The sequence below is a fragment of the Kitasatospora sp. NPDC087271 genome, from assembly GCF_044744605.1.
Taxonomy (GTDB): domain Bacteria; phylum Actinomycetota; class Actinomycetes; order Streptomycetales; family Streptomycetaceae; genus Kitasatospora.
In genome coordinates, this window is sequence record NZ_JBIUYQ010000018.1 from 39,911 (window position 1) to 65,981 (window position 26,071).

Consider the following 26,071-nt stretch of genomic DNA (forward strand, 5'->3'; position numbering starts at 1 on the left):
GTAGTTGCATGCGCAACGGTTCTCTCTGGAAAGCGGTCCCTCATGCCCCTCGCGCTCCTGGCGCTGGCGATCAGCGCCTTCGGTATCGGCACCACCGAGTTCGTGATCATGGGCCTGCTGCCCGAGGTCGCCGGCGACTTCTCGGTCTCCATCCCCACCGCCGGTCTGCTGATCTCCGGCTACGCGCTCGGCGTCGTGGTCGGCGGCCCGCTGCTCACCATCCTCGGCACCCGGGCCCCCCGCAAGGGCATGCTGCTGACGCTGATGGGCCTGTTCGTGGTGGGCAACCTGATCGCGGCCGTCGCCCCCGCCTTCGGGCTGCTGATGATCGGCCGGATCGTCAGCGCCTTCGCGCACGGCGCGTTCTTCGGCATCGGCTCGGTCGTCGCCGCCGACCTGGTCGCCCCGCACAAGCGGGCCGGCGCCATCGCCCTGATGTTCACCGGTCTCACCGCCGCCAACGTGCTGGGCGTCCCGATGGGCACCCTGCTCGGCCAGCACTTCGGCTGGCGCTCCACGTTCTACGTCGTCGCCGGGCTCGGCCTGCTCGGCCTCGCCGGGATCGCGGCGCTGGTGCCCGTCCAGCCGAGGGCGGGCGCCGCCCGGCTCGGCCCCGAACTGGCCGCCTTCCGGACCCTGCGGCTCTGGCTCGCGCTCGCCATGACCGTGCTCGGCTGGGGCGGCATCTTCGCGATGTTCACCTACATCACGCCGATGATGACCGAACTGGCCGGCTTCGCCCCGAGCAGCGTCACCTGGCTGCTCTTCCTGTTCGGCGTCGGCCTGTTCGTCGGCAACCTGCTGGGCGGCTGGTTCGCCGACCGCGCGCTGATGCGCAGCCTCACCGTGATCCTCGCGGTGCTCGCGGTGCTGCTGTTCGCCTTCACCTTCGCCGCGCACAGCAAGCCGGCCGCGATCGTTCTCATCCCGCTGATCGGGCTGTTCGGCTTCGCGACCGTCGCGCCGCTGCAGAAGCGGGTCATGGACCAGGCGGCGGGCGCGCCGACGCTGGCCTCGGCCGCCAACATCGCCGCGTTCAACCTGGGCAACGCGCTGGCCGCCTGGCTCGGCGGGCTGGTCATCTCCGGCGGCCTCGGCTACGACGCGCCGAACTGGGTGGGTGGGCTGCTCACCGCGGTCGCCCTCGGTGTGACGGTGTTCGCGGCGGCGCTGGACCGGCGCGGCGCGGCGGGCGAGGGGAGGGTCGTGGCGCGCTCGGGCGCCCCGGCCGAGCAGGGCGTGCCCGCGGGGCGGTGAGCGAGGGGGGGCGGCGGAGGGCCCGGACGCCTGGTGCGCGTCCGGGCCCTTGCGGTGGTCAGGCCGCTCGACGGTGTCTCAGGCGACGACGGCCTGGGCGTCGATCTCGACCAGCATCGGCTCCTGCGGCAGCTCGACGAAGATCGTGGTGCGGCAGGGCTTCACGCCGCCGGGCTTGATGTTCTCGTCGATGAACTCGGCGTACACCTCGTTCATCAGCGGGAAGTCCGCCCGCTTGGTGAGGTAGACCCGGAACATCACCACGTCCTCGATGGTGGCCCCGCCGGCCTCGACGATCGCCTTGACGTTCTCCAGCGTGCGCCGGGTCTGCGCCTTCACGTCGCCGTGGTACAGGTACTCGCCGGTCGCCGGGTCCTGCGGGCCCTGGCCGGAGACCTGGAGGATCGGGCCCTTGCGGACGCCCTGGGAGAACATCCAGGCGGGGGCGGGGGCGCCGTCGGTGCGGACCTCGGTCTTGCCGCTGGTCGGGTGCTGCTCGTTCATGGGGTTCCTTACGGTCTGACGGTCGATCAGTTGTGGTCCGGGCGGCCGCAGTCGGCCGAGATGGCGCGGGTGGTGGCGAGCAGCTGCGGGAGGAGGTCCAGCACCTGCTCGTAGGGCAGGACGACGTCCGGCACCGAGATGGACGCGGCAGCGACGACCCGGCCGCTGGCGTCCCGGATCGGTGCGGCCACGCAGTTGATGAACGCCTCGTGCTCGGCGTGGTCCTGCGCCCAGCCCTGGACGGCGACCTTCTCCAGCTCGGCGAGCAGCGCCTCGGGCGTGCTGAGGGTGCGGGGGGTGTGCGGGGTGAAGTCGATCCCGGCGGCCACCCGGCGGCGTTCGGGCAGCGGTAGGTCGGCCAGCAGCACCTTGGAGACGGCGGCGCTGTGCAGGGCGGCGCGCAGGCCGATCCGGGAGTACATCCTGACCGGGTGCCGGGAGTCGAACTTGTCGATGTAGACGACCTCGCCGCCCTCGTACGCGGCCAGATGCACGGTCTGGCCGGTGGTGGCGTTGAGCTCGGCCAGGTGCGGGGCGGCGATCCGGCGGACGCCGCGCTGTTCCAGGGCGAGGCCGGAGAGGGCGAACAGGCCGGCGCCCAGGTGGTAGCGGTAGGCGGCGTCACGGTAGACGAACCGTTCCTCCTCCAGGCTCTGGAGCAGTCGGAGCACGGTCGTCTTGTGGACGCCGAGCACCTCGGCCAGCTGGTCGAGGGAGCGCTCGCCCTCGCCGAGTTCGGCGAGCAGGCGCAGGGCGCGGGTGACGGTCTGGCTCATCGTGCTCCGCCGGGGTCGTTCGGGCTCGGGTTCGTGCTCATTGTGCCCGGGCCCGCCGGGTGTCGCGGGACCGGTCCGCGGGGACGGCCGGGCCGGTGATGCCCTCCACCGAGACCCGGGTGGCGGCCCAGTCGGCGGGCGAGGCGTCGAGCAGCGCGGCCACCACGGCGGCGGGCGGCAGTTCGGCCTGGTCGCCGTGGGCGGTCAGCGCGCAGGCGGCGCTCAGGTGGCCGAGTCGCAGCCGGCGGCGCTGGTCCAGGCCGCGGACGGTGCCGGCCAGGTAGCCGGCGGCGAAGGCGTCGCCCGCGCCGGTGGCCTCGACCACCTCGACGGCCAGGGCCGGTTCGCTCACCGCCGTGCCGTCCCGCTCCAGGGCGGTGACCAGCCGGGCGGCGTCCTTGACCACCACGGTGGCGGGGGAGGCGAAGCGGCGGCGCAGCGCGGCCGGTTCCCCGGTGCCGAACGCGGCCTCGGCCTCGTCGGCGCCGATCAGCAGCAGGTCGGCGGCGTCCAGCAGCGGCGGCAGGACGGCCGGGTCGCGGTCGTGCCAGAGCGCGGGGCGCCAGTTGAGGTCGAAGCTGACGGTCCGCTCCGGGCGGCGGTCGGCGAGCAGGGCGCGCAGCAGCGCCAGGCAGTCGTCGGAGAGCGCGGCGGTGATGCCGGACAGGTGCAGCAGGCGGGCGCCGGACAGCAGCCGGACGGCCGCCGGGTCGGCCAGCAGGGCGGGGGAGAGCGCGGCGGCCGCGGAGCCGCGCCGGTGGTAGTGCAGCCGGCTGCGGCCGGGGCCGAGGTCGTGGTGGTGGCCGGTGGCGCCGCCGACCTCCTTGAGGTACAGGCCGGTGGGGCGGTGCGGGTCGACGGCGACCGCCGAGACGTCCACGCCGCGGGCGGCGACCTCGGCGAGCAGCCGGCGGCCGAAGCCGTCGTCGCCGACCCGGCTGATCCAGGCGGTCGGGACGCCGAGCGCGGCCAGCGCGCCGGCCACGTTGGACTCCGCGCCGCCGACCGACAACCGGAAGTTCTCCACCGCCTCCAGCGGGCCCGGCCGGTCCGGCAGCAGCACCGCCATGGACTCGCCCACGCACACGGCCGTCGGGGAAGGACCGGGGCGGGCCGGGCCCGGGGTGTCCTGTCGCGGCATCTGCTGGGCTCCTCCGTCTGCGGCGGCCGTTCCGTTGACCGTGATCCGGCGCCGATGCTAGAACCGTCATGCCAACATGTGCAACCCTCATTGCACATGTTGCAACACGGCAGATGGAGGAAGACGGTGGAGCAGACCTTCGCAAGCATCGGCACCGGGCCGGGCATCGGCGACGGCGCGGTGGCGGCCCTCGCCGACGAGACGCTCGACTGGCGGTTCAAGGCCGCCCCGCCGGAGGCTTGGGGGCACTCCGTCCGCGACTGGCTGGCCACCGGACCCACCCTCACCGGGCTCGGCACCCCGCTGCTCACCCTGGACGGTGCCGCGCTCGACCACAACCTCCGCACCATGGCCGACTGGTGCGCCAAGGCCGGGGTCGTGCTCGTGCCGCACGGCAAGACCACCATGGCGCCCGCCCTGTGGCAGGCGCAGCTCGCCACCGGCAGCCACGGCATCACCCTCGCCAACCTGCCGCAGGTGCGCGTCGCCCGGGCCTTCGGAGTCGAGCGGATCCTGCTCGCCAACACCCTGCTCGACCCGGCCGGACTGGCCTGGCTCGCCGACGAACTGGCCGCCGACCCGGCGTTCGCCTTCGTCTCCTGGGTGGACTCCACCGAGAGCGTCCGGCTGATGGACGAGGCGCTGCGCGCCGCCGGGGCCCAGCGGCCCGTCGAGGTCCTGGTCGAACTCGGCGGCCCCGGCGGGCGCACCGGCGCCCGCGGCGTGGACGCGGCCGTCGAGATCGCCGCCGCCGTGCTGCGCGCCCCCACCCTGCGCCTCGCGGGCGTCGGCGGCTACGAGGGCGCGCTCGCCCACGACGCCACCGCCGACGGGCTGGCCACCGTCCGCGACTACCTCAAGGCGCTCGCCGACCTGCACGGCCGGCTCGCCCGCGCCTACCCGGACGACGCCCGGCCGATCGTGACGGCCGGCGGCAGCGCCTACTTCGACCTGGTCGTCGAGGAACTGGCAGGCCTGCCGGACGCCCTCGTGGTCCTGCGCTCGGGCGCGTACATCGCCCACGACGACGGCTTCTACCGGGGCATCTCGCCACTGGTCCGGGGCGCCGGCGACACGCCGTTCCGCAGCGCGCTGCACGGCTGGGCCCGGGTGGTGTCCCGGCCCGAGCCGCAACTGGCCCTGCTGGACGCCGGCAAGCGCGACCTGCCCTTCGACGAGGGCCTGCCCGAGCCGCAACGCGTGCGCGGCGGCGCAGAGTTGACCGGCACCGCAGCCCGGATCACCGCACTCAACGACCAGCACGCCTTCCTGCGCGACGCGGGCGACCTCGCCCCGATCGGCGCGGTGCTGCGGCTCGGCGTCTCCCACCCGTGCACGGCCTTCGACAAGTGGACCGCGATCCCGGTGCTGGACTCCGCCGACGCGGCCGAGCCGAAGGTCACCGGGCTGGTCAGGACGTTCTTCTGATGGCGGGCGGCAGAGCGCCCGACACCGTCTTCCGGGGCGCCACCGTCGTCGACGGCACCGGCGCGGACCGCTACCGGGCGGACGTGCGGATCGCCGACGGGCTGATCACCGAGATCGGCCACGGCCTCGACGCGCCGACGGTGGTGGACGCCGACGGGCTGGTCCTCGCCCCCGGCTTCATCGACATGCACGCCCACTCCGACCTCGCCCTGCTGCTCGAACCCGAGCACCCGGCCAAGATCACCCAGGGCGTCACCTGCGAGGTCCTCGGCCAGGACGGCCTGTCCTACGCCCCGGTGGACGACACCACCCTGCCCGCGCTGCGTCGCCAACTGGCCGGCTGGAACGGCGATCCGGAGGGCTTCGACTGGGACTGGCGCGGCGTCGCGGGCTACCTGGACCGGATCGACCGCACCGGCGTCGCCGTCAACGCCTGCTACCTCGTCCCGCACGGCTCGCTGCGGATGCTCGCCATGGGCTGGGCCAACCGGCCGCCCACCCCGGCCGAACTCGACCGGATGCGCCAGGAGTTGGCGCAGGGCCTGCTGGACGGCGCGGTCGGCATGTCCAGCGGCCTCAGCTACACCCCCGGGATGTACGCGGACACCTCCGAGCTGGTCGAGCTGTGCACCGTGGTAGCGGCCTACGGCGGCTTCCACGCCCCGCACCAACGCTCTTATGGTGAGGGTGCGTTGGAGGGCTACGCGGAAATGGTGGAGATCGCCCGGCGGACCGGCTGCGCGCTGCACCTGACCCACGCCACGATGAACTTCGGCGTCAACCGGGGCCGGGCCGGCGAACTGCTGGAACTGGTCGACCAGGCGCTCGCCGACGGCGTCGACCTCACCCTGGACAGCTACCCCTACCTGCCGGGATCCACCACCCTGGCCGCCCTGTTGCCCAGTTGGGCCACCGAGGGCGGTCCGGCGGCGACACTCACCCGGCTCGCCGACCCGGCCGCCCGCGAGCGGATCCGGTACGAGGTGGAGGAGAAGGGCAGCGACGGCTGCCATGGCGTCGTCACCGACTGGGCGACGATCCAGATCTCCGGCGTCCGGACGGCCGAGCTGGCGCGGGCGGTCGGCCGGACCGTCGCCGAACTCGCCGCCGAGCGGGGCCGCAGCGGCACGGAGGTCTTCCTCGACCTGCTGCGCCGCGACGAACTGGCCACCACGATCCTCCAGCACGTCGGGCACGAGGAGAACGTCCGGGCGATCATGCGCCACCCGGCGCACACCGTCGGCAGCGACGGACTGCTGGTCGGCGCCCGGCCGCACCCGCGTGCCTGGGGCACCTTCCCCCGCTACCTCGCCCACTACAGCCGGGAGTTGGGCGTGCTGACACTGGAGGAGGCGATCGCCCGGATGACCGGTCGGCCCGCCGCCCGGCTCGGGCTGCACCGGCGCGGCCTGATCGCCCCCGGCCACCACGCCGACCTGGTGCTCCTCGACCCCGAGAAGGTCCGGGACGCCGCCACCTTCGAGGACCCCCGGCTGCCCGCCGAGGGCGTCCAGCACGTGTACGTCAACGGCACCGCCGTCGTCCGGCAGGGCCGCACCACGGGCGCCCGGCCCGGGCGCGCCCTGCGCCGCACCGACCGAGGAACCAGATCCCTGTGAATCCCCCCTCCGTGAACCCCCTCGCCGACCTGTGGGACGACCCGGTGATCGCCGTGGTCCGCGCGCCCCGCATCCCGGACGCGGCCGCGCTATGCGCCGCGCTCGCCGACGGCGGCATCAACTGGACCGAATTCACCTACACCACACCGGAGGTGACGACGCACCTGCGGCGTGCCGCGGACGCGGGCTGGCGGGTCGGCGTGGGCACCGTGCTGACCGCCGAGCAGGCCGAGCGCGGGGTCGCGAGCGGGGCGTCCTTCCTGGTCACCCCCGGCTGCCGGCCCGAGGTCGCGCAGGCCGCCCGGGCCGCCGGGGTGCCGGTGGTGCTCGGGGCGCTCACCCCGACCGAGGTGGCCCGGGCGGTGGACCTCGGGGCCGCCGCCGTGAAGATCTTCCCGGCCCGGGCGTTCGGCCCCGGCTACTTCAAGGACCTGCGCGGCCCGTACCCGGACGTCCCGCTGGTGGCCTCCGGCGGGGTGAACGCGGGCAACGCCGCCGACTTCCTGGCGCACGGCGCGCTCGCGGTCTGCGCGGGCACGGACGTGGTGCCGCCGGACGCGGTCGCGGCGGGGGACTGGGCGGAGATCACCCGGCGGGCCCGGGCGTTCACCGCGGCGTGCGCGGTGGCGCGGGCCTGAGGGGCCGGCGGGCGGCGGGGTGCCGGGGCGGTCGGCCGGCGAGTTGTCGGGACGGCCGTCGGCGGGCTGTCGGCACGGCCGGGGATGGGCGAGAATCGTGCTCCCCAGCCCCGGCCCCAGCCCTGGCCCCGGCCCCCGGATCCGGCAGGAGGACCCACCCCATGACCCCGCCCAGCCCCGGCCCCGACTGGCTGGCCGACGCCGTCCTGTACCAGATCTACCCGCAGAGCTTCGCGGACTCCGACGGCGACGGCATCGGCGACTTCGCCGGCATCGCCGCGCACCTCGACCACCTCGCCTGGCTCGGCGTCGACACCGTCTGGCTCAACCCCTGCTTCGCCTCCCCGTTCCGCGACGCCGGTTACGACGTCGCCGACTACCTCGCCCCGGCCCCGCGCTACGGCGCCACCGAGGACCTGGTCACGCTGGTCGAGGCCGCCCGCCGCAAGGGCATCCGGATCCTGCTCGACCTGGTCTCCGACCACACCTCCGACCGCCACCCCTGGTTCCTGGCCGCCGCCGAGGACCCGTCCGACCACCGGTACATCTGGTCCGACCAGCGGGTGGACGGCTTCGTCGCCTCGCCCGGTAGCCGACCCGGCTGGTACCGGCCGAACTTCTTCGACTGCCAGCCCGCGCTCAACTTCGGCTACGCGCGCCCGAGTTCCGAGGAGCCCTGGCGCCAGCCGGTGGACGCCGAGGGCCCGCGCGCCAACCGGGCGGCCCTGCGCGACATCATGGCGCACTGGCTCGGCCTCGGCCTGGCCGGCTTCCGGGTCGACATGGCCTCCTCGCTGGTCAAGGACGACCCGGGCCTGGTGGAGACCGCCAAGCTGTGGACCGGGTTGCGGGACTGGCTGGACCGCGCCCACCCGCGGGCCGCGCTGTTCGCCGAGTGGGGCGATCCGGCGGCCGCCGTCGCGGCGGGCTTCCACGCGGACTTCTTCCTGCAGTTCGGCGGTGCCGACCACGGCCTGGCGTTGCGATCGCTGTGGAACAACGGCGCCGGCACGGTCGAGGAGTTCTGGCAGCAGGGCCCGTGCTACTTCGAGGCCGAGGGGCGCGGCACCCCGCAGGTGTTCCTGGACGCCTGGCGCGCCGCCGCCGAATCGACCGGGGGCGTCGGCCACATCGCCCTGCCCACCGCCAACCACGACTTCTCCCGGCTGGCCACCGGCCCGCGCACCGACGGGCAACTGGCCGCCGCCTTCGCGTTCCTGCTCACCTGGCCCACCCTGCCGGCCGTCTACTACGGCGACGAGATCGGCATGCGCTACCTGCCCGGACTGCCCGACGTCGAGGGCAGCGTGCTCGGCCCGCGGTACAACCGGGCCGGCTCGCGGACCCCGATGCAGTGGGAGCCCGGGCCGACGGCGGGTTTCTCCAGCGCGCCGCCCGAGCGCCTCTACCTGCCCGTCGACCCGGACCCGCGGCGCCCGGACGTGCTCTCCCAGCGGGCCGACCCGACCTCGCTGCTGCACACCGTCCGGCGGCTGATCGCGCTGCGCCGGGCGCATCCGGGGCTGGGCGCCTCGGGCGGGGTGGAGGTCCGGCACGCCGGGTACCCGCTGGTGTACACCCGGGCCGGACGGTACCTGGTGGCGGTGAACCCGCGCCGGGAGCCGGGGACGGTGCGGCTGGAGCACGACGGGGTGCGCCCGCTGGAGGTGCGGGGCGTGCGGGTGGCGGACGGGGAACTGCGGGCGGACGGCTTCTCGTACGGCGTGTTCGAGCTGTCCTGAGCGCTCGGCCGTGTCCCCTGCTGGGGCGGCCGGCTTTCGATCGGCGTCAGATAGTTGTAAGCTACATCCAAGATAGTTGCATTTACCACCTGATGTGGGTGCATTCAGCACCTCTCATGGTTGCATTTGCCACCTATCTTGACTGGATGCCACCGGAGGACGGTACGAACGCCATGAGCACACCCCAGACCCCTGCCGCAGCGCCCGCCCTGGGGCACTCGCTCAAGCACCTCGCCCTCCACCTGATCACCCCGCTGCTGATGTGCCTCGGCATGGCGCTCGCCTACCAGGGCGCCTTCCACCAGCCCGAGCCGCACCACCTGAAGGTCGCCGTGGTCGGCACCACCCCGCAGGCGCAGGGCCTGGCGCAGGCGATCCAGGCCAAGGCCGGGGCGGCGGTCGACGTCCGCACCCTGCCCGACCGGGCGATCGCCGAGCAGCAGCTGCGCGACCGCGACCTGGTGGGGGCCTTCCTCCCGGATGCCAGGAGCCCCGAACTGCTCGTCGCCAAGGGGAACTCGGACACCTCGGCGGTGGCCGCCACGGCGGTGTTCACCAACGTCACCGACCGGCAGGGCGTGCCGTTGCACGTCACCGACCTCACCACCCCGGCCGAGGGCGACCCGACCGGCCAGGGCCTGTTCTTCCTGCTGGTCGCGCTGAGCATCGGCTCCTACGCCAGCGTCGCCGTGATCGGCGCGGCCGGCGCCGGGCTGAGCATGCGGATCCGGGCGCTGGTCGGCGTGGCGGTGTCGCTGGTGGTGAGCGTGATCGGGATCGTCACCGCCGGACCGGTCTTCCACGTGGTCGACCACGACCTGGCCGCGGTGTGGGCGCTCGGGTGGCTCTACTCGGCGGGCGTCGTCCTGATCGGCATCGGCCTGCACAGCTTCCTGAAGAGGTGGACCACCCTGGCCCTGATGGTGCTGTTCGTGATGCTGAACTTCACCAGCTCCGGCGGCGTCTTCCGGCCCGAGCTGCAGAACGGCTTCTTCGGCGCGCTGCACGGCTTCTGGACCGGCGCCGGCTTCCTGGAGGGCGCGCGCAGCATCCTGTACTTCGACGGCGGCGCGGGCCTCGGCGGGCACGTCGTGACCCTGGTGGTCTGGCTGCTGCTGGGCGGGGCCGCGCTGGTGGCCGCCGCGCTCTACGAGGGGCGCGGGCGCCGGGCGGTGGAGAGCCCGGTGGAGGCCGAGGGGGAGATGGCGGAGGCGGTCGCGGTCTGACCGCACCGCACGCGAGTGCTTCACCCGCCGCTGAGGGCATCGGCACCGGGTGGGGACCGGCGGCCCGCGCCCGGCTCTGGACAAGCCGGACGCGGGCCGGTTTCGCGGCTCCGGTTCCGTGACTCAAGCTCTGTGACTCCGGGTTCCGTGACTCCGGGCTCATGGCTCCGGGCTCATGACGCGCCTTCGGGGTGCCCGTCGTCCGGGACGCGGTCGAGGGCGGCGACGGGGATTCCTCCAGGGGTGAGGGTCATCGGGCGTCCCCGGCGGGGGCCGTCGCGTCGCCGGACGGGGCGTCGCCGCGCAGGTGCGGGCGGGCCAGCAGCAGGTAGAGCCCGCCGGCCGCGAGCACCGCCACGGCCGAGAGCAGCACGAGGTAGTCGTCGTACCAGGCGGCGTCCGGGGTGCGGCCCCAGCAGATGTTGACGATCGCGGCGAGCCCGTACACCAGCGCGCCGATGTTCACCGCCAGGCCCCAGCGGCCGAGCCGGAAGTCCCCGCTCGGGCGCCAGCCGCGCAGCCGGGCGCGCAGGGCGGCCAGCACCACCATCTGGAAGGCCAGGTAGATGCCGATGCTGGAGAAGGAGATGATCTTCGTCAGGGCGCCCTCGGAGAGCGCCGAGGCGCCGACGATGATCACGCCCGGCACTGCCGCAGCGAGCAGCAGCGCGTACGGCGGTACCCGCAGGCGGTCCGAGACGGTGGCGAGCAGCCGGCTGCCCGCGATCATCCGGTCCCGGGCGAAGGAGTACGCCAGCCGGCTCGCCGCCGCCTGGAGGCTCAGCACGCAGGACAGGAAGGAGATCAGCACCACGCCGATCACCACCCGGGCGCCGGTGGCGCCGAACGCGTCGTGCAGCACCGAGGCCACCGGGTCCTTGTCGTCGCCGGAGACCACCGCGCCGATGTCCTGGATCGACATCACCAGCGCCAGGCTGACGCCGATCGCCGCCGCGCCGCCGACGTAGAGGGTGCGCCGCATCGACTTGGGGATCTGTCGACCGGGGTTCGGCACCTCCTCGGCGACGTCGCCGCACGCCTCGAAGCCGAAGAAGAGGAAGACCGCGATCAGCCCGGCGGCCAGGAAGGCGTCGGTGTACGAGCCGCCGCCGCCCGCGCCGAAGCGGTCGAAGACCACACCGAGCCCGTGGTAGCGGTGGGTCAGCAGCAGCCAGGCGCCGACCGCCAGGGCGCCCAGCAGCTCGGCGGCGAAGCCGAACACGGCCGCCGCCGACAGCACCTTGGTGCCGCCCAGGTTGATCACGGTGGCGAGCAGCAGCAGGCCGAGCGCGCACCAGACGGTCGTCGCGGTGCTCGGTTCGACGCCCAGCAGCGCGGCCACGTACGGGCCGGCGCCGTAGGAGACCGCCGCGATGGTGGACATCAGCGCCAGCAGGTACACCCAGCCGGTCAGCCAGCCCCAGGTGCGGCCCCAGAGCCGGCGCGACCACGGGTACACCCCGCCCGCCACCGGGAACTGGGCGACCACCTCGCTGAACACCAGTGCCACCAGCAACTGGCCGACCCCGGCGATCAGGAAGCTCCACACCATCGGCGGGCCGGCGGTCGCGAGGGAGGAGGCGAAGAGTGTGTACACGCCGACGACCGGGGAGAGGTAGGTGAAGCCGAGGGAGAAGTTCGCCCAGAGGCTCATGTCGCGTTTGAACTCGGAGGCGTAGCCGAGGGCGGCCAGCCGTGCGGCGTCGGCATCGGCGCCGAGGTCGGGGCCCTGAGGGGGGAGGGGGCCGGTCGGGGAGGTGGCACGTGCGCTGGCATCGGTCATGACCTGCTCCTGCTCCTGGGAACGTGGCGTGACGCGTGAGGGCTTACCGGGGGTGGTGCTCGGACCGGGATCGCGGGAAAACATACGAGATCGGGTTTCTAGCGGCAAGGGTGCGTGCCCGACCGGGAGGTACCCTGCCGGAAGCACCCAGTCCGACGGTGATCGAGGAGAGGGTCGGCGTGGCGACGATCGGGAGCGCGACCCCGCTGCTCAGCGCCGTCCTCGCGCCGCTGACCGACCTCGGCCGCGCCGATGCCGTGGCCCGCCGGATCACCGAGGCGATCGCCCTCGGCCTGGTCGCCGACGGGGATCAGCTGCCCAGCGAGAACGACCTCGCCGACCAGCTCGGCGTCGCCAACGGCACCGTCCGCGAGGCGCTCGCCCTGCTCCGCGAGGCCGACCTGATCGAGACCCGGCGCGGCCGCAACGGCGGCAGCTTCGTCCGCACGCCCGGCGAGGGCCCCGAACGCCTCCAACTCGCCCGGCTGCGCGACCTCGCCACCGTCGACCTGCGTGACCTCGGCGACGAGGAACTGGCCGTCTCCGGCACCGCCGCCCGGCTCGCCGCCGAACGCGCCCCCGTCGACCTCGCACCCCGGCTCACCCGGCTGGTGCACGACCTGCGCGACGCCGCCGGGCCCGCCGAACAGCGCCGCGCCGACGCCCGCTTCCACATCGAACTCGCCGTCGCCGCCCAGTCCGTGCGCCTCACCCGGCTCGCCGTCCGGCTCCAGGCCGAACTCGGGCCGCTGCTCTGGCTGCCCGCACCGCACGGCCCCGACCAGGAACGGTTCGCCGAGCAGCACCGGGAGATCCTGGTCGCCGTCCTGGCCGGTGACGCGGCCGGGGCCCGGGCCGCCGCCGAGGTGCACACCGTCGCCTGCGTGCACCACCTGGTCCGGGGGCACCTCCAGCTGGCGGACGAACGGGTGACGGGGGACGGGTGACGGGTGACCGGAGGCCTGGAGGCCTGGAGGCCCGGAGGCCCGGTGGTGGGGCGGGCGGCGGTGCCGTCGGCGGCGGCGAGCCGGGAGGTGGTCCGGACATGACCTCCACTCCTGGATGTATCAGCCCCGTCTTGGCGCGGGCGGCCGGGTGAAGCAGCAGTCGCCGCAGACCCCGGCGCCCGGCCCCACCCGGTAGTACAGGCAGCAGCTGGTCCGCCGGAAGGCGGCGCCGCGCGGGCCGGTCCGCAGCGTCCCGGTACCGGCCAGCGGCGGGCGCGCGAGCAGCTCCGCCACCAACGCCCTTGCGGGGACCGGTGCGTGGGCGTCCAGGACCCGCAGCGTACCGGCCAGGGCGGAGGCGGCGTTGCCCGACAGCAGCCGGGCGGAGAGCGGGACGGCGGACCGCACCGCCGCCGCCAGCGGCTCCAACTGGCCCACCAGGACGGCCTCGTACAGCTGGTCGGCGAGCGGGAGCGAAGTGGGGAACGGAGCGGGGAGCGGGGGCTCCGGCGGTGCCCAGAGGTCGAGCGGCCCCTGATCCGGGATCCGTACCCAGGCGTGCTCCAGTGTCGGGACCGTACCCAGCAGGACGGCCGCCCCGAGGCCCACCGACCAGAAACGGGCGGCCAGTCCGAGATGCAGGATCGACGCGGCGACCCGGGGCTCGGCGGTGCCGAGCCGCTGCGCCACCACCCGGATCCGCCGGGCCAGCGGCGCGTCCGGCCCGGCGCCGTACAGCTCGGGCAGCGGCCGGAAGCCCGGGGGCGGCCCCGCGCCGGGCGTGGCGGGGGTGTCGAGCGCGAAGTACGGGCCGACGGCGGCGAGTCGGCCGTAGTCGGGGCGGTCGGCGTTCCCGGTGCCGTCGGCGGGGCGGTCGACGGGCATCGGGCGGGCCTCCAGGGCGTTCGGGGGTTCAGGCGTTCGGTGCGCTCGGTGCGTTCGGGCGCGCGGAGGAACGGTACCGCGCCTGTCGGGGGGTGAGCGCGCTGCCGGGGCGGTGGCGCCGGTCCGGGCCGGCGCCACCGCCCCGGGCGCCCGGGGTCAGCGTCCCCGGCCGCCGCCGCGGGCGCCGCGCGGGCGGGTGAGGGTGAAGCGGTCGACGGGGACGAGGTCTCCGTACGGGCCGCTGACGGAGTAGTACGTGACGTCGATGGTGGTCCGGCCGCCGCGCTCGCCCGGGTCGACCTCGAAGGCGGCGAAGCCGTACGGGTTTTCGGCGTCCCGGAAGGCGGACCAGGGGGCGTCCTCGATCACGTACTGCGGGGGCCGCTTGCCGGTGGCCGGGTCGACGGCTCCGACGCCGGTGATGACGCGGGCCTTGGCGGGCTCGAAGAAGAGGTGGTTGGAGGGGGCGGAGGTGCCGCCGCCGCCGATCACCAGGTGGACGGTGCCCCGGGTGGTGTCGATGGTGGCGGTGTCGGTGGCGACCGGGATGGGGGTGCGGGTGTCGGTCTGCTGCTGGCCGCGGATCGGGTGCGAGCGCTCGTAGTGGTGCTCGTGGCCGCAGACCACCAGGTCGACGCCGTACTTGTCGAACAGCGGCACCCAGGTCTCGCGGATGCCGAGGTCGGCGCCGTTGAACTTGTCGGCGGTGGAGATGACGACCTGGTGCATGCAGACCACGATCCAGTCGATCTCGGGGTTCGCGTTGGCGGCGGCCAACTCCCGCTCCAGCCAGCGCTGCTGGGCGCCTCCGGAGTAGCCGTGGACGTAGGAGTCGCCGGCGTCCTGGTAGGCGACGTCGTCGTTGTTGAGGCTGATGACGCGGACCGCGCCGGCGGTGAACGCGTACCAGAGGCCGTGCAGTTCGTCGTCGGAGCCGGACGGGGGGAGGTCGAAGTAGGCCTGGTAGGCGCCGTAGCCGGTCGGGCCGTTGCCGCGCTCGTTCTCGTGGTTGCCGGCGGCGGGCATCCAGGGGCGGTGGCGGGCCGAGCGGGTGTTGTTCTCGAACCAGTCGGACCAGGTGCGGACCCGGTCGGTGGCGAGGTTGGCGTAGCAGAGGTCCCCGTTGACGAGGTGGAACAGCGGGGCGATCCGCTCGACTCCGGCGGTGGTGTCGCCGGCGGCGGGGCTGCCCAGGTTGTCGTTGGCGTAGCCGTTCGCGGTCTTCTTGCCGAGGGTGGGGGTGCCCTGGTCGCCGAAGCTGGTGAAGGTGAAGGCGGCCCGGCCGCGCGGGGCGGTGCGGACGGTGCCGAGCTCCGGGGTGGCACCGTCGTGGACGGCGGCGTACACGTAGTCCGTGTCGGGGTGCAGGCCGCTCAGCCGGGCGTGGTGGATCTGGACTTCGGTGCCGGACTTGGCGTCCCGGTAGGTGCTGGTGTCGGCCTGCACGCTGCGGCCCAAGCCGCCGTGCGAAGTGCCGTACCGGACACGGGGGTTGCCGACCGAGGCGGTGGTGTGCCAGGAGACCACGACCTCGCGCGAGGCGTCCGAGCCGAACTGGAGGTGCAGCCCGGCGACGCGCGGGGCGCCGGAGCGGTCCGGCCGCTCCAGCAGCAGCGGAGAGGCGGCGGCGGGCGTGGCCGCGATGCCGGAGAGGGAGACGGCGCCGAGACCGAGACCGGTGGCACCGGCCAGGATCCCGCGCCGGCTGACGGGGAGATGTCCACTGGAAGCGTTCATGGCCGCCAGCCTCACCGCGCGTCGGTGAACCGCGCCGGGGCCGTGACGTGAACTTCCCGCCGGGCCGCCTCGGCGGCGGACGGGGAGAGCCGGGTCGGCATCGCCGTTCACGCCTGGGAGGCGGGCTACCCGGTGCCGCAGTGACGGGTGCCGCGGCGATGGGCCCCGCGGTCACGGGCGCCGCAGTGACGGGCCCTGCCGCGACGGACGCGTCCACGGAGCCGAGGGGGCGCTCCGTGGACGCGGGGAACCTACGAGGCGGGGGTGGCCTCCGGACATCGTGTCCTCCGGCCGGCAGTTCGATCGTCGACCGAGGTAGTGCCAGTGGCAGACCCTGATCCGTCTCGATCTGTCACCACTGCCTCCTGCGGTCGAACTCCTTCAGCTGCCTCGCAGGTCCACCTCCCATCATGCGCTTCCCACGCCGTGTGCACCAGGGGTCAACCGCCCGAAATCGGATGGATTTCGCAAGTCGGGAGATTCGGGGCGGTGTTACGGCTTCGGCCAGCCGTCGACGAAGGAGAGCGTGCGGTGGTACGGCCCGTCGGGCCCGGTGCTGCGGTAGTCCTCGGTGCTGGTGCCGGTGCGGACGGTGGAGTCGCCGTCGTGGCGGCGGGCGGTGGGGCGCAGGGTGTGGTCGACGGTCGAACGCTCGGTGACGTGGCCGCCGGTGGCCGTGGTGGCCTCGCGGTGGTAGCCGAGGTCCATGGCGGTCCGCTGGTCGGTGTTGCCGGCGGCGTCGTGGGTGACGCGGTAGGTGACGTCCAGCGGTTCGCCCTCGCGCACGGTGGTGGTGCGGTGCGGGCCGCCGCCCCAGGTGGCGGTGGTGCGGGTGAGGTCGGTGCGGTTGTGCAGGGTCACGTCGTTGCCGCTGTCGCGCAGCTGCTGGGTGGAGCGGAAGGCGAGGTCGTCGCGGACCTCGGTGGTGATCCGGCCGTGCGAGGTCTGGACCCAGCCGCGGGCGAGGTCGTGCCGGCCTGCGGTGACGGTCCAGTCGCCGCTGCCGCCGCCGTGGTCGGTGAGCCGGGTGTCGACGGCGGCCTCGGGGGCGACCCGGTGGTCGGTGAGCTGCCCGGTGGTGCGGGCGGTGCCGTGGTCGACGTCGGCGAAGAGGTTGACCTGGCCGGTCCAGGTGTCGTTGTTCTGCGCCTCGGTGGCGTTCACCGCGATGCCGACGGTGTGCGGGCGGCCGTCGAGCAGCAGTCCGACGTAGGGGGTGAGGTCGAGCCGGTAGGCGGGCAGGTCGAAGGCGAAGACGCCGGGGACGGGCCGCCAGAGCAGCGGATCCCACCCGCCGGTGTAGATGACGGGGTAGGGCCAGACCGCGCCGGCCGTCCGCCCGTCGACGGTGAGCCGCAGTTCGCGGAACGGGCCCTTGCCGCAGGAGCCGAGGCCGGGGTTGGCGCTGACGAAGGCGTCGGGCGCGGAGGCGTAGGCGAACTCCTCGCAGGCGCCGCCGCCCCGGGTGTAGACCTCGGCGGTGAGGCGTTCGAGGTTCTGCGGGAAGGTGAGCTCGCGGGTGGCGGCGGGGGCGGCCTGGGTGAGCGCGAACGGCCCGGTGGTGAGCAGGCGGTCGGCGGCGCGGGCGGCGGGCCAGTGGTCGTTCGCGGTGTAGAAGGTGACACTGGCGCTGATGGTGAAGACGCCGGTGTAGGTGGCGTCGGTGACGTTGGCGAGGTCGAGGGAGAACGGCTGCGGGCCGGCGGCGAACAGCGGGGCGTAGCGGGTGAGATCGCGTTCGAGCTTCCATTCGATGCCGTCCTTGGACGGCTCGGGGGTGGAGGAGAGCAGCACCTGGACGCCGCCGACGCGGGCGCTGAAGATGCGGTCGAACTGCCGCCCGGCGACCTGCCCGTGGAGGTCCAGGACCACCGCCGACCAGGGCCCGGCGCAGTCGGCGGGCGGGGTGAGGGTGGTGGTGTACGGGGTGTCGGGCGGGTTGCCGTACCCGTTGCGGAACTGCTGGTCGTGCATCACCTCGACGGTGCAGGAGCGGGTGTCGGGGCGGGTGAGCGGCCGGGTGGCGGTGACCGGGTCGTGGTAGTCGGTGCCGAAGTCGGCGTGGGCGGGGGCGGCGGCGGTGAGGGTGCCGGCGAGGGTCAGGGCGGCGGCGCCGAGGAGGCGGGCGGCGCGGCGAAGCAGCGGGCGGACGGCCAAGGCTGGTCCCCAGGGGTCGGGCGGCCGGCGGGCGCTGCCGCGGGCCGGGTGGGCGGTCCGGGCATCCTTTCGGCGGTGGCATGCCAGCGTCAAGGATTCGCCGGGGGCGCTTCGGGTGCCCGGCGTCGCGGGCCCGGCAAAGCCCTAGTCGACCTCCAGGGCCGCCGCCTCCTGGCGGATCAGGTCCCGCAGGGTGGCCAGCCGGGGCCGGCGGTCGTCCAGCCGCCACTGCATCTCCAGCGGCAGGGTGGCCCGGCCGTCCAGCCGGACGGTGGCCACGTCCTCGGTGAGGTGGCCGGTCATCGAGCCGGGCACCAGCGAGAACGCGCGGTTGCGGGCGAGCAGGTAGAGCCGGGAGCCGACGATCCGCGGCGGGCTGACCAGGACCGGCGGGTCGACGCCGTGGTCCGCGCACAGGCCGAGCACGTGGTCGTAGTAGCGCGGATGCTGCTCGCGCGGCCACAGCAGCAGCGGCAGGTCGCGCAGTTCGCCGAGGCGCACGCTCGTCCGGCCGGCCAGCGGGTGGTCCCGGCCGAGGGCGACCCGCACCGGCTCGTCGGCGATCCGCTCCAGCCGGTAGCCGGCCACCTCGTCGAGGAAGCGGCCGAGGCCGATGTCGGCGAGTTCGGCGGCCAGCGCGGTGGAGACCTGGCCGGTGTCGACGGCGACCTCGGCGGTGGTGAGCGCGGGCAGTTCCTGTTCGGCGCGGCTGACCACGGCGGGCAGCAGCCGGTTCACCACGCTGGGGGAGGCGACGATCCGGGCCGTCCCCAGCCGGGACTCCTCGTGCAGCCGCACCCGGGCCAGCAGCGTCTCGGCCTGCCCGAGCAGCCGGGCGCTCTCGGCGGCCATCACCTCGCCGGCCTCGGTCATCGCCACCGAGCGGCGGCTGCGGTCGAACAGCTCGACACCGACGGTCCGCTCCAACCGGGCGACCTCCTGGCTGACCGTCGGCTGGGAGATGTGCAGCCGTTCGGCGGCCCGTCCGAAGTGCAGCGTTTCGGCGACGGTGAGGAAGACCTCAAGCTGACGCAAGGTGAAGCCCATGGCTCAAGCCTAAGCCAACCCATAGGTCTGAGCCTATGGAAAGCCCCAGGACTCATTCTGGATTCCGATGCGAACCGTCCATACGCTGAGCGACACGTTGCCCCACCGCAGTGGCATCTCACAGAGAGATCCGACCATGACCGGACTGCCCCCCAGCACCCCCGAAGCCGCCGGCTCCGCGCCGGCCACCCGTTCCGCGCGGGCCATCCACGTCTCCGAGGAGGTCGCGCAGGCCGTGGCCGACGGCCGGCCCGTGGTCGCGCTGGAATCGACCATCTTCACCCACGGCCTGCCGCGCCCCCGCAACCTGGCCGTCGCGCTGGAGGCCGAGCGACGGCTGCGCGAGGCGGGCGTCGTCCCGGCGACCATCGGCGTGCACGCGGGCGTGCCCACGGTCGGTCTGAGCACCGAGCAGATCACCGAACTGTCCGCGACGGACGGCCTGGACAAGGTGAGCCTGCGCGACCTGCCGGTGGTCGCCGCGCTCGGCCGCCACGGCGGCACCACCGTCGCCGCCACCGCCTTCCTCGCCCACCGGGCGGGCATCCGGGTGTTCTCCACCGGCGGCCTCGGCGGCGTCCACTTCGGCGCCTCCGAGAGCTTCGACGAGTCGGCCGACATGACCACCCTGGCCGCCACGCCGGTCACCGTGATCAGCGCGGGCGTGAAGTCGATCCTGGACATCCGGGCCACCCTGGAGCGCTTCGAGACCTTCAACATCCCGGTCATCGGCTACCGCACCCGCAAGTACCCCGGCTTCTACGTCACCGACTCCGGCCACGAGATCAACTTCAGCGTCGAGTCGCCCGAGGAGGCCGCGCGGCTCATCGAGGCCCGCGACCGCCTCGCCCTGCCGCAGGCCGTCCTGATCGCCAACCCGGTGGACCCCGCCAAGCAGCTGCCGCCGGAGGAACTCGACGGCATCCTGGCCCGCGCCTGGGCCGAGGCCGAGCGCCAGGGCGTCACCGGCAACGCCTCCACGCCGTTCCTGCTCGACCACATCCAGCGCGACACCCAGGGCCGCAGCCTGGAGGTCAACGTCGAGGTCTACCGGGGCAACGTCCGGCTCGGCGGCCAGATCGCGACCGCGCTGGCGGCCGCCGCCCGCAGCGGGGCCTGACCCGTGCTGGGGGTGCTCGGCGACCTCGTCGAGGACATCGTCGTCTGGGTCGACGGCCCGCTGCGGCACGGCACCGACTCCAGCGCCCAGGTCTTCCGGCGGCGCGGCGGCAGCGCGGCGAACGTCGCGAGCTTCGCCGCCGGTCAGTACCCGGCCCGGTTCATCGGCTGCGTCGGCGCCGACCCGGTCGGGGACGGCATCGTCGCCGAGCTGACCGGGCACGGCGTGGACGTACGGGTCGCCCGGCGCGGCCAGACCGGCAGCATCGTGGTCCTGATCGACCAGACCGGCGAACGGACCATGCTGCCCGACCGCGGCGCGGCCAAGCTGCTGGACCGGGTGCCGGACGAGTGGCTGGCCGGCCTGACCCACCTGCACGTGCCCGCCTACTCCTTCGACGGCGATCCGGTCGGCCGCTCCGCGGTGGACGCGTTGGCGCGGGTCCGACGGGCGGGCGGCACCACCTCGGTGGACGCCTCCTCGACCGGCATGCTGGAGCAGTACGGGCGGGAGCGCTTCCTCGCCCTGCTGGCCGAGTTGGCGCCGACCTTCGTGTTCGCCAACCGGTCCGAGGCGGAGTACCTGGGCCTGCTGGTGGGCGGGCTGCCGGGGCCGGAGCGGGCCCGGTTGGCGGCCACCACCGTGGTCACCAAGGCGGGTGCCGAGGCGACCACCGTCGACGTGCCCGGGGACGCGCCGTTCACGGTGCCCGTGCCGCCGGTGAGCGAGGTGCGCGACCTCACCGGCGCCGGGGACGCCTTCGCGGCGGGATTCCTGGCCGGCTTCCTGGAGGCCGGCGACCTGCACCTGGCCGCCGGCCTCGGGCACCGCAGCGCGGCCCGGGTGCTGGCCACGCCGGGGGCCTCGTTCGCGGAGCGGTGACCTCGGGGCGGCGGCGGGGTGGGCTCGGGACCGCGTCCGGGCGGCGGCGGGGTGGGCTCGGGGCGGTGTCGAGCTGACCATGCGGTGGGCGGCCCTGTGCCCGGGGGCCGCCCACCGGGTGCCCGGCGGCCCGCTCAGCGCAGCGCGTCCTTGCGGAGGAAGCGCTTCAGCCGCTGCCAGGGCCAGGTGTTGATCACGTCCTCGGCGGTGAGCCAGCCGCGCTGCGCCGTACCGATGCCGAAGCGCGGGTAGGCGAGCTGCCCGGTGGCGTGGGCGTCGCTGTCGATCGCGAAGCGGACGCCGTGCCGCTTCGCCCGCAGGACGTCCTCGTCGCGCAGGTCGAGCCGCTGCGGGGAACCGTTGATCTCGATCGCGGTGCCGGTGCGCGCGGCGGCCGCGAACACCGCGTCCAGGTCGACGTCGATCGGGCCGCGGCGGCCGATCCTCCGGGTGGTGAGGTGGCCGATGACGTGCACGTGCGGATTCTCGCAGGCGCGGATCAGCCGGCGGGTCTGGGCGGCCCGGTCGGCGGCGAAGTGCGAGTGCACGGAGGCCACGCAGACGTCGAAGCCGGCCAGGAACCCGGGCGGCCAGTCCACCCCGCCGTCCGGGCCGATGTTCAGCTCGGTGCCGTGCAGGAGGCGCAGCTTCCGGTGGCGGTCGGCGAGTCGGCGCAGCCGCTCGCGCTGGGCGAGCACCTTCTCGTCCGTCATCCGCTGCATCACCAGGTCCGGTGCGTGGTCGGTGACGGCGTAGTAGGAGTAGCCGCGGGCGGCCGCGGTGTCGATCATCTCCTCCAGGGTGGCCAGGCCGTCGGTCAGGTCGGTGTGCGTGTGCAGGTCGCCGCGAAGGTCCGACTCCTGGACCAGATCCGGGAGTTCACCGCGCAGGGCGGCCTCGATCTCGCCCCGGTCCTCGCGCAGCGGCGGCGCGATCCACGGCAGGCCGAGTGCCGCGTACACCTCGTCCTCGGTCGCGGATGCCACCTTGGCGCCGTCTGTGCCCTCGCCGTCCGCTCCCTCGGGGGCGGTCCGGAACAGGCCGTACTCCGAGAGCTTCAGCCCGGCCCGGACGGCCATCGTGCGCAGCCTGATGTTGTGCGCCTTCGATCCGGTGAAGTAGACGAGTGCCGCGCCCCAGTCCTCCTCCGGGACGACCCGCAGGTCCACCTGCACGCCCCCGGTGGTGCGCACCGAGGTCTTGGTCGGACCGCTCGCGATCACCTCGGCCACGTACGGGAGTCCGGTGAGCGCGGCCATCAGCGGGGCGGAGTCGGCGGCCGTCGCCAGCACGTCGACGTCGCCGACCGTCTCGCGCATCCGGCGCAGCGAGCCCGCGTACGCGCAGCGGGTGCAGCCTGGCACGGCGGACAGCGCGGCGACGAGCTGCTCGGCCAGTTCGGTGGCCGCGTCGAGCAGCGTGCGGCCGCCGGAGCGCCGCAGCAACTCGATGCCGTGCAGGATCTTCTCGCCGCTGCGCTCGCCGAAGCCCGCCACGCCGGACAGCCGGTCGGACCGGACCGCCTCGGCCAGGTCGTCGACGGAGGCGATGCCCAGGTCGCGGTAGAGGGCGAGGGCGCGCTTGGGGCCGACGCCGGGCACGGCCGTCATCTCCCGGACCCCGGACGGGACTTCGGCACGCAGGGCCTCCAGGGCGGTGATCCGCCCGGTGGCGAGGTACTCGGCGACCTTCTCGGCGGTGGACTTCCCGACGCCGGGGATCTGCTGCAGGCCCTTGGCGTCCAGGCCGGCGACGTCCTCGGAGTGGCCGCCCACCGCGCGGGCGGCCTTCTCGTAGGCCCGCGCCCGGAAGGCGTCCCCGCCGGTGATGTTGATCAGGTCGGCGTACTCCTGGAGCAGCTCCCGCACCTGGTCGTTGAGCCGGGGCATGGGGCCAGTCTAGGGGGGTCTCCGGGCTCCGGCCCGGGCGGCGGACCTCCGGGCGGGCGAAGGGAGTTCGTGAGGCCCGGCCCGGGGCCGACGGCGCCGCGTCGAGGGCCCGCGGCGGGCCGGTGGCCGGGACTGCCCCGCCGGTCGGCGGGTGTGGCGCCGGCCGACCGGCGGGGGTGGTGCCCGGTTCGCGTCCCGGAGCCGGATTGTCACCCGAACGAGTGAGGTGCAGGCTGGCAGCAGGGCCTGGGAAGCGGCCCGCGCCGGTCGGCCGCGGTACTGATGACGGCCGCCGGCGATGCGCGAGGGGCAGGGCGATGGCAAGCGGGAAGCTCTGGGGCTATGTCGCATCGGGGGCCAGGGCGCTCGGCGCCCTCGGCGGGCCGGGTGGCCCCGGCCGCACGGGCGGGCCCGGCGGCGCGGTGGCGGGCGAGGAACCGGGACCGTTCCGACCGGGCGAGATGGCCGGGCCCCGGGAGTTGTCCCGGCCGGAACTGGAGCGCGTCGAGTGGACCGGCCGGCAGGCCGGCTGCGAGCCGCAGGCGCGGCACGTCCAGGTGGCCGAGGTGGTCCGCAAGGTGGTGCGCGGCGGCGGCCGGGCGGCGGCGGTGACGACCCGGCTGGCACCGGGGCTGCCGGTGGTGGCCGCGGACGCCCGGCGGCTGGAGGCCGCGCTCGCCGGGCTGGTCGACCACGCGATCCGGCGCAACCCGCCCGGCGGGCGGGTGCTGGTCCGCGCGGAGGTGGCGGGCGGACCGGGCCCGGCCGCGACGGCCCTGCGGGCGGCCGGGTTGAGCGGGGCGGCGCGACCGCGCGGGCGGGTGGAGATCCGGGTGGCCGACCGGGGGTCGTCCGAGCTGCCCGGGGCGCGGGAGTGGCTGCTCGCGGGCGCCCGCGCCGACGGGCCGGTCGGGCCTGCCGTGCACAGCCTGGTGCTGGCGGCGGGCGGGCGGCTGGCGGTGGAGGCCACGCCGGGCGGCGGGCTGACGGTGGTGCTGCTGCTGGTGGTCGCGCACGACTGACGGAAGGCCGGCGGACGGTCGGCGCGCGGCCCTTCGCGACCCTGTCGCTCACCGCAAAGACTTCTTCGCAAAAAACCCTTTGCAAAGATGTCTTTGCGGTTCTACGCTCCTGCCATGACCGATGAACGCGGCTGGATGCACAGCGATGACCCCCACATCGTCCTCACGGCCAAGGGCATGCGGGCGATGGCCCACCCCGTGCGCATGCAGCTGGTCGGGCTGCTGCGCAAGCACGGCCCCTCCACGGCGACCAGGCTCGCCGAGCAGCTGGGGCTCAACTCCGGGGCGACCAGCTACCACCTCCGCCAGCTCGCCGCCGCGGGCTTCGTCGAGGAGGATCCCGAGCGCGGAAACGCTCGTGAGCGGTGGTGGCGTGCGGCCCACAAGTTCACCGTCTGGACGGGTGACGACATGGCCGACGAGGAGCCCGACACGGCCGTCGGCTTCCTCCGGTCCGTCCTCACCGCCCACGCCCTGACCGCGCATCGGTCGGTCGACGCCTTCGAGACGATGCCGCGGGAGTGGCGCAAGGCGGTCGGCCTCAGCGACGTGCTGTTGCAGCTCACCCCCGAGGAGGCCGAGCAACTGGCCGCTGAGCTGTCCGCGGTGGTGCGGCGCTACCGCGCGCTGGACGCGGAGGGGCCGACCCCGGAGGGCACCGAGCGGGTCTCCGTGGTCGTGCACGTGCTGCCCGACGCGAGCGTCGGCACCGGTGCTGGTACCGACACCGATACCGACACCGGCGCTGGTACCGACAGCGACAGCGACACCGACACCGACACCGGTGAGGCGGGGTCCCGATGACCACCGTCGCCGACGCGCCCGCGCGTAGCCTCCGGCCGCTGGTCGGGGTGCTCTCCGCGATGGCCGTCTCCATCACCGGGACGCGTGTCTCGGCCATCGCCCTGCCCTGGTTCGTCCTGGCCACCACCGGCAGCGCCACCATGACGGGCCTGGTCGCCTTCGCCGAGATGGCGCCGTACGTGCTGGTCAAGGCGCTGACCGGGCCGCTGGTCGATCGGCTCGGGCCGCGGGTGGTGTCCTGGACGACGGACCTGGTGAGCGCCGTCGCGGCCGGGCTGGTCCCGCTGCTGCACGCCTTGGGGCTGCTGCCGTTCGGGGTGCTGCTGGCGATGGTCGCGGTGATCGGCGCGATGCGCGGCCCGGGGGATCTGGCCAAGTCGGTCATGGTCCCGGAGGCCGCCGACCGCGCCCGGGTGCCGATGGAGCGCGCCACCGGTCTCTCCGGCGTCACCGAACGGCTGGCTTCCACGGTCGGTCCGGCGGTCGGTGGCGGGCTGGTCGCGCTGATGGGCCCGCTGGCCGGGCTGGCGCTCAACGCCGCCACCTTCGCCCTGGGGTCCCTCGTCATCGCCTTCGCCCTGCCGCGCGGGATGGGGCGCGCGGCGGCCCTGGCACCCGTCGGCGAGCAGGCCGTCGGGGCCGAGTCCGAGGCCAAGTCCGGGGCCGAGTCCGGGGCCGAACCGGTGGGTTACTGGCGGATGTTCCGCGAGGGCTTCACCTTCCTGCGCTCCGATCCGCTGCTGCTCACCGTGACGGTGCTGGTCGGCATCACCAACCTGCTCGACGCCGGGTTCATCACGGTCCTCCTCCCGGTCTGGGCGCGGGAGTCGGGGAACGGCCCGGCCGCCATCGGCCTGACCGGCACCGCCGGGGGGATCACGGCGGTCGTCGGCAGCCTGATCGCGGCGGCCGTCGCCCACCGGCTGCCCCGGCGGACGGTGTTCTTCGCCGGCTTCCTGCTCGTCGGGGCCCCGCGCTTCCTGGTGCTCGCGTGCGGCGCGCCGCTGTGGGTGGTGCTCACGGTCTTCGCGGTCGGTGGCTTCGGCGGCGGTTTCCTCAACCCGATCCTCGGCGCGGTGCTCTTCGAGCGGGTGCCCCGCCACCTGCTCGGCCGCGTCCACGCCCTCGGCGACTCCCTCGCCTGGGCCGGTATCCCGCTCGGCGGCCTGCTGGCCGGCGCAGCGGTCGGCCTCGTCGGGCTGATACCCACCCTGGTCGCGGGCGGCGCCCTCTACTTCGTCTCCACCAACCTGGCCGGGTTGCGGCCGGAGTGGCGTGAGATGGACCGCCGGCGCGGCCGGACGGGCACCGCCGACGAGGCGGAGCCCGAGCCGGTGACGGAGCCCGAATCCGAGCCCGAGCCGGGGACAGGGCCTGAGCCGGCGACGGAGCCCGAGCTTGCGCCCGCGTCGGTCCCGGCGCGCCCGTAAGCCTGTCGCACAGGGGCGGCGAGGCGAGCGTGCGGCC

The 26,071-nt window shown here is 74.6% G+C and carries 21 protein-coding genes; 12 read left to right on the top strand and 9 right to left on the bottom strand.

Annotation, left to right across the window (positions count from 1 at the left end; genetic code table 11):
• The first annotated feature begins 42 nt into the window (after positions 1-42).
• Positions 43-1,257, top strand: a complete 1,215-nt coding sequence (locus ACIO9K_RS26765) for an MFS transporter (protein WP_363620860.1) — start codon at positions 43-45, stop codon at positions 1,255-1,257.
• Between the two features lie 78 nt (positions 1,258-1,335).
• Here ACIO9K_RS26765 and ACIO9K_RS26770 read toward each other — a convergent pair whose 3' ends face one another.
• From ACIO9K_RS26770 to ACIO9K_RS26780, 3 genes are read right to left on the bottom strand one after another with little or no spacing between them, the layout of a single operon-like run.
• Positions 1,336-1,761, bottom strand: a complete 426-nt coding sequence (locus tag ACIO9K_RS26770; protein WP_363585285.1) for a RidA family protein — start codon at positions 1,759-1,761, stop codon at positions 1,336-1,338.
• Between the two features lie 26 nt (positions 1,762-1,787).
• Positions 1,788-2,537, bottom strand: coding sequence for an IclR family transcriptional regulator (locus ACIO9K_RS26775; protein ID WP_063350228.1), 750 nt, complete (start codon positions 2,535-2,537; stop codon positions 1,788-1,790).
• A gap of 37 nt (positions 2,538-2,574) precedes the next feature.
• Positions 2,575-3,678, bottom strand: coding sequence for a sugar kinase (locus ACIO9K_RS26780; protein WP_363585284.1), 1,104 nt, complete (start codon positions 3,676-3,678; stop codon positions 2,575-2,577).
• A 126-nt stretch (positions 3,679-3,804) separates the two neighbouring features.
• On the opposite strand from ACIO9K_RS26780, the gene ACIO9K_RS26785 reads away from it, so the two are divergent.
• The 5 genes from ACIO9K_RS26785 (at position 3,805) to ACIO9K_RS26805 (ending at position 10,331) form a co-directional block, all read left to right on the top strand.
• Positions 3,805-5,106: an amino acid deaminase gene (locus ACIO9K_RS26785; RefSeq protein WP_400333709.1), complete on the top strand. Its 1,302-nt coding sequence runs from the start codon at positions 3,805-3,807 to the stop codon at positions 5,104-5,106.
• Positions 5,106-6,725, top strand: coding sequence for an amidohydrolase family protein (locus ACIO9K_RS26790; RefSeq protein ID WP_400333711.1), 1,620 nt, complete (start codon positions 5,106-5,108; stop codon positions 6,723-6,725). Before ACIO9K_RS26785 ends, ACIO9K_RS26790 begins: the two co-directional genes overlap by 1 nt.
• Entirely contained in the window at positions 6,722-7,363 is a 642-nt protein-coding gene (locus tag ACIO9K_RS26795; RefSeq protein WP_400333713.1) for a bifunctional 4-hydroxy-2-oxoglutarate aldolase/2-dehydro-3-deoxy-phosphogluconate aldolase, read from the top strand. The genes ACIO9K_RS26790 and ACIO9K_RS26795 overlap by 4 nt, the downstream gene beginning before the upstream one ends.
• Positions 7,364-7,524: 161 nt before the next feature.
• On the top strand, positions 7,525-9,105 hold the full coding sequence (locus tag ACIO9K_RS26800) for an alpha-amylase family glycosyl hydrolase (RefSeq protein ID WP_400333715.1): 1,581 nt from the start codon (positions 7,525-7,527) through the stop codon (positions 9,103-9,105).
• A 173-nt stretch (positions 9,106-9,278) separates the two neighbouring features.
• Positions 9,279-10,331, top strand: a complete 1,053-nt coding sequence (locus tag ACIO9K_RS26805; protein WP_400333718.1) for a hypothetical protein — start codon at positions 9,279-9,281, stop codon at positions 10,329-10,331.
• A 250-nt stretch (positions 10,332-10,581) separates the two neighbouring features.
• Here the strand turns inward: ACIO9K_RS26805 and ACIO9K_RS26810 are convergent, their stop codons facing one another.
• Entirely contained in the window at positions 10,582-12,114 is a 1,533-nt protein-coding gene (locus ACIO9K_RS26810) for an amino acid permease (protein WP_363620870.1), read from the bottom strand.
• Positions 12,115-12,293: 179 nt separating this feature from the next.
• Here ACIO9K_RS26810 and ACIO9K_RS26815 point away from each other — a divergent pair, with 179 nt between their 5' ends.
• The gene (locus ACIO9K_RS26815) at positions 12,294-13,061 is read left to right on the top strand and encodes an FCD domain-containing protein (protein WP_363631901.1); all 768 of its coding nucleotides are present in this window, start codon (positions 12,294-12,296) and stop codon (positions 13,059-13,061) included.
• A gap of 120 nt (positions 13,062-13,181) precedes the next feature.
• Here the strand turns inward: ACIO9K_RS26815 and ACIO9K_RS26820 are convergent, their stop codons facing one another.
• The 4 genes from ACIO9K_RS26820 to ACIO9K_RS26835 all read right to left on the bottom strand — a co-directional run bounded on the left by ACIO9K_RS26820 (position 13,182) and on the right by ACIO9K_RS26835 (position 18,887).
• A complete protein-coding gene (locus ACIO9K_RS26820) occupies positions 13,182-13,946 on the bottom strand; it encodes a (2Fe-2S)-binding protein (RefSeq protein WP_363620874.1) in 765 nt (254 codons plus the stop codon).
• Positions 13,947-14,102: 156 nt separating this feature from the next.
• Positions 14,103-15,683, bottom strand: a complete 1,581-nt coding sequence (locus tag ACIO9K_RS26825) for a metallophosphoesterase family protein (protein WP_363620876.1) — start codon at positions 15,681-15,683, stop codon at positions 14,103-14,105.
• 492 nt (positions 15,684-16,175) lie between these two features.
• A complete protein-coding gene (locus tag ACIO9K_RS26830; protein ID WP_363620878.1) occupies positions 16,176-17,840 on the bottom strand; it encodes a peptide-N4-asparagine amidase in 1,665 nt (554 codons plus the stop codon).
• Between the two features lie 144 nt (positions 17,841-17,984).
• Positions 17,985-18,887: a LysR family transcriptional regulator gene (locus ACIO9K_RS26835; RefSeq protein WP_363585271.1), complete on the bottom strand. Its 903-nt coding sequence runs from the start codon at positions 18,885-18,887 to the stop codon at positions 17,985-17,987.
• 136 nt (positions 18,888-19,023) lie between these two features.
• Between ACIO9K_RS26835 and ACIO9K_RS26840 the strand changes: the two genes are divergently transcribed.
• Positions 19,024-20,007: a pseudouridine-5'-phosphate glycosidase gene (locus ACIO9K_RS26840; RefSeq protein WP_400333725.1), complete on the top strand. Its 984-nt coding sequence runs from the start codon at positions 19,024-19,026 to the stop codon at positions 20,005-20,007.
• Positions 20,008-20,010: 3 nt separating this feature from the next.
• Complete coding sequence (locus ACIO9K_RS26845) at positions 20,011-20,889, top strand: PfkB family carbohydrate kinase (protein WP_363620884.1); 879 nt, start codon at positions 20,011-20,013, stop codon at positions 20,887-20,889.
• 134 nt (positions 20,890-21,023) lie between these two features.
• Here ACIO9K_RS26845 and polX read toward each other — a convergent pair whose 3' ends face one another.
• Positions 21,024-22,778, bottom strand: coding sequence for a DNA polymerase/3'-5' exonuclease PolX (gene polX, locus ACIO9K_RS26850; RefSeq protein ID WP_363620886.1), 1,755 nt, complete (start codon positions 22,776-22,778; stop codon positions 21,024-21,026).
• 317 nt (positions 22,779-23,095) lie between these two features.
• On the opposite strand from polX, the gene ACIO9K_RS26855 reads away from it, so the two are divergent.
• The 3 genes from ACIO9K_RS26855 to ACIO9K_RS26865 all read left to right on the top strand — a co-directional run bounded on the left by ACIO9K_RS26855 (position 23,096) and on the right by ACIO9K_RS26865 (position 26,034).
• A complete protein-coding gene (locus ACIO9K_RS26855) occupies positions 23,096-23,800 on the top strand; it encodes a hypothetical protein (protein WP_363620888.1) in 705 nt (234 codons plus the stop codon).
• A 114-nt stretch (positions 23,801-23,914) separates the two neighbouring features.
• Positions 23,915-24,604: an ArsR/SmtB family transcription factor gene (locus ACIO9K_RS26860; RefSeq protein ID WP_400333730.1), complete on the top strand. Its 690-nt coding sequence runs from the start codon at positions 23,915-23,917 to the stop codon at positions 24,602-24,604.
• Complete coding sequence (locus ACIO9K_RS26865; protein ID WP_400333733.1) at positions 24,601-26,034, top strand: MFS transporter; 1,434 nt, start codon at positions 24,601-24,603, stop codon at positions 26,032-26,034. Before ACIO9K_RS26860 ends, ACIO9K_RS26865 begins: the two co-directional genes overlap by 4 nt.
• The last annotated feature ends 37 nt before the right edge of the window (positions 26,035-26,071 follow it).

Coding starts and splice junctions, on each gene's coding strand:
- ACIO9K_RS26765 (WP_363620860.1), top strand. CDS start 43: ATGCCCCTCGCGCTCCTGGCGCTGGCGATCAGCGCCTTCGGTATCGGC.
- ACIO9K_RS26770 (WP_363585285.1), bottom strand. CDS start 1,761: ATGAACGAGCAGCACCCGACCAGCGGCAAGACCGAGGTCCGCACCGAC.
- ACIO9K_RS26775 (WP_063350228.1), bottom strand. CDS start 2,537: ATGAGCCAGACCGTCACCCGCGCCCTGCGCCTGCTCGCCGAACTCGGC.
- ACIO9K_RS26780 (WP_363585284.1), bottom strand. CDS start 3,678: ATGCCGCGACAGGACACCCCGGGCCCGGCCCGCCCCGGTCCTTCCCCG.
- ACIO9K_RS26790 (WP_400333711.1), top strand. CDS start 5,106: ATGGCGGGCGGCAGAGCGCCCGACACCGTCTTCCGGGGCGCCACCGTC.
- ACIO9K_RS26800 (WP_400333715.1), top strand. CDS start 7,525: ATGACCCCGCCCAGCCCCGGCCCCGACTGGCTGGCCGACGCCGTCCTG.
- ACIO9K_RS26805 (WP_400333718.1), top strand. CDS start 9,279: ATGAGCACACCCCAGACCCCTGCCGCAGCGCCCGCCCTGGGGCACTCG.
- ACIO9K_RS26810 (WP_363620870.1), bottom strand. CDS start 12,114: ATGACCGATGCCAGCGCACGTGCCACCTCCCCGACCGGCCCCCTCCCC.
- ACIO9K_RS26820 (WP_363620874.1), bottom strand. CDS start 13,946: ATGCCCGTCGACCGCCCCGCCGACGGCACCGGGAACGCCGACCGCCCC.
- ACIO9K_RS26825 (WP_363620876.1), bottom strand. CDS start 15,683: ATGAACGCTTCCAGTGGACATCTCCCCGTCAGCCGGCGCGGGATCCTG.
- ACIO9K_RS26835 (WP_363585271.1), bottom strand. CDS start 18,887: ATGGGCTTCACCTTGCGTCAGCTTGAGGTCTTCCTCACCGTCGCCGAA.
- ACIO9K_RS26840 (WP_400333725.1), top strand. CDS start 19,024: ATGACCGGACTGCCCCCCAGCACCCCCGAAGCCGCCGGCTCCGCGCCG.
- polX (WP_363620886.1), bottom strand. CDS start 22,778: ATGCCCCGGCTCAACGACCAGGTGCGGGAGCTGCTCCAGGAGTACGCC.
- ACIO9K_RS26855 (WP_363620888.1), top strand. CDS start 23,096: ATGGCAAGCGGGAAGCTCTGGGGCTATGTCGCATCGGGGGCCAGGGCG.
- ACIO9K_RS26860 (WP_400333730.1), top strand. CDS start 23,915: ATGACCGATGAACGCGGCTGGATGCACAGCGATGACCCCCACATCGTC.
- ACIO9K_RS26865 (WP_400333733.1), top strand. CDS start 24,601: ATGACCACCGTCGCCGACGCGCCCGCGCGTAGCCTCCGGCCGCTGGTC.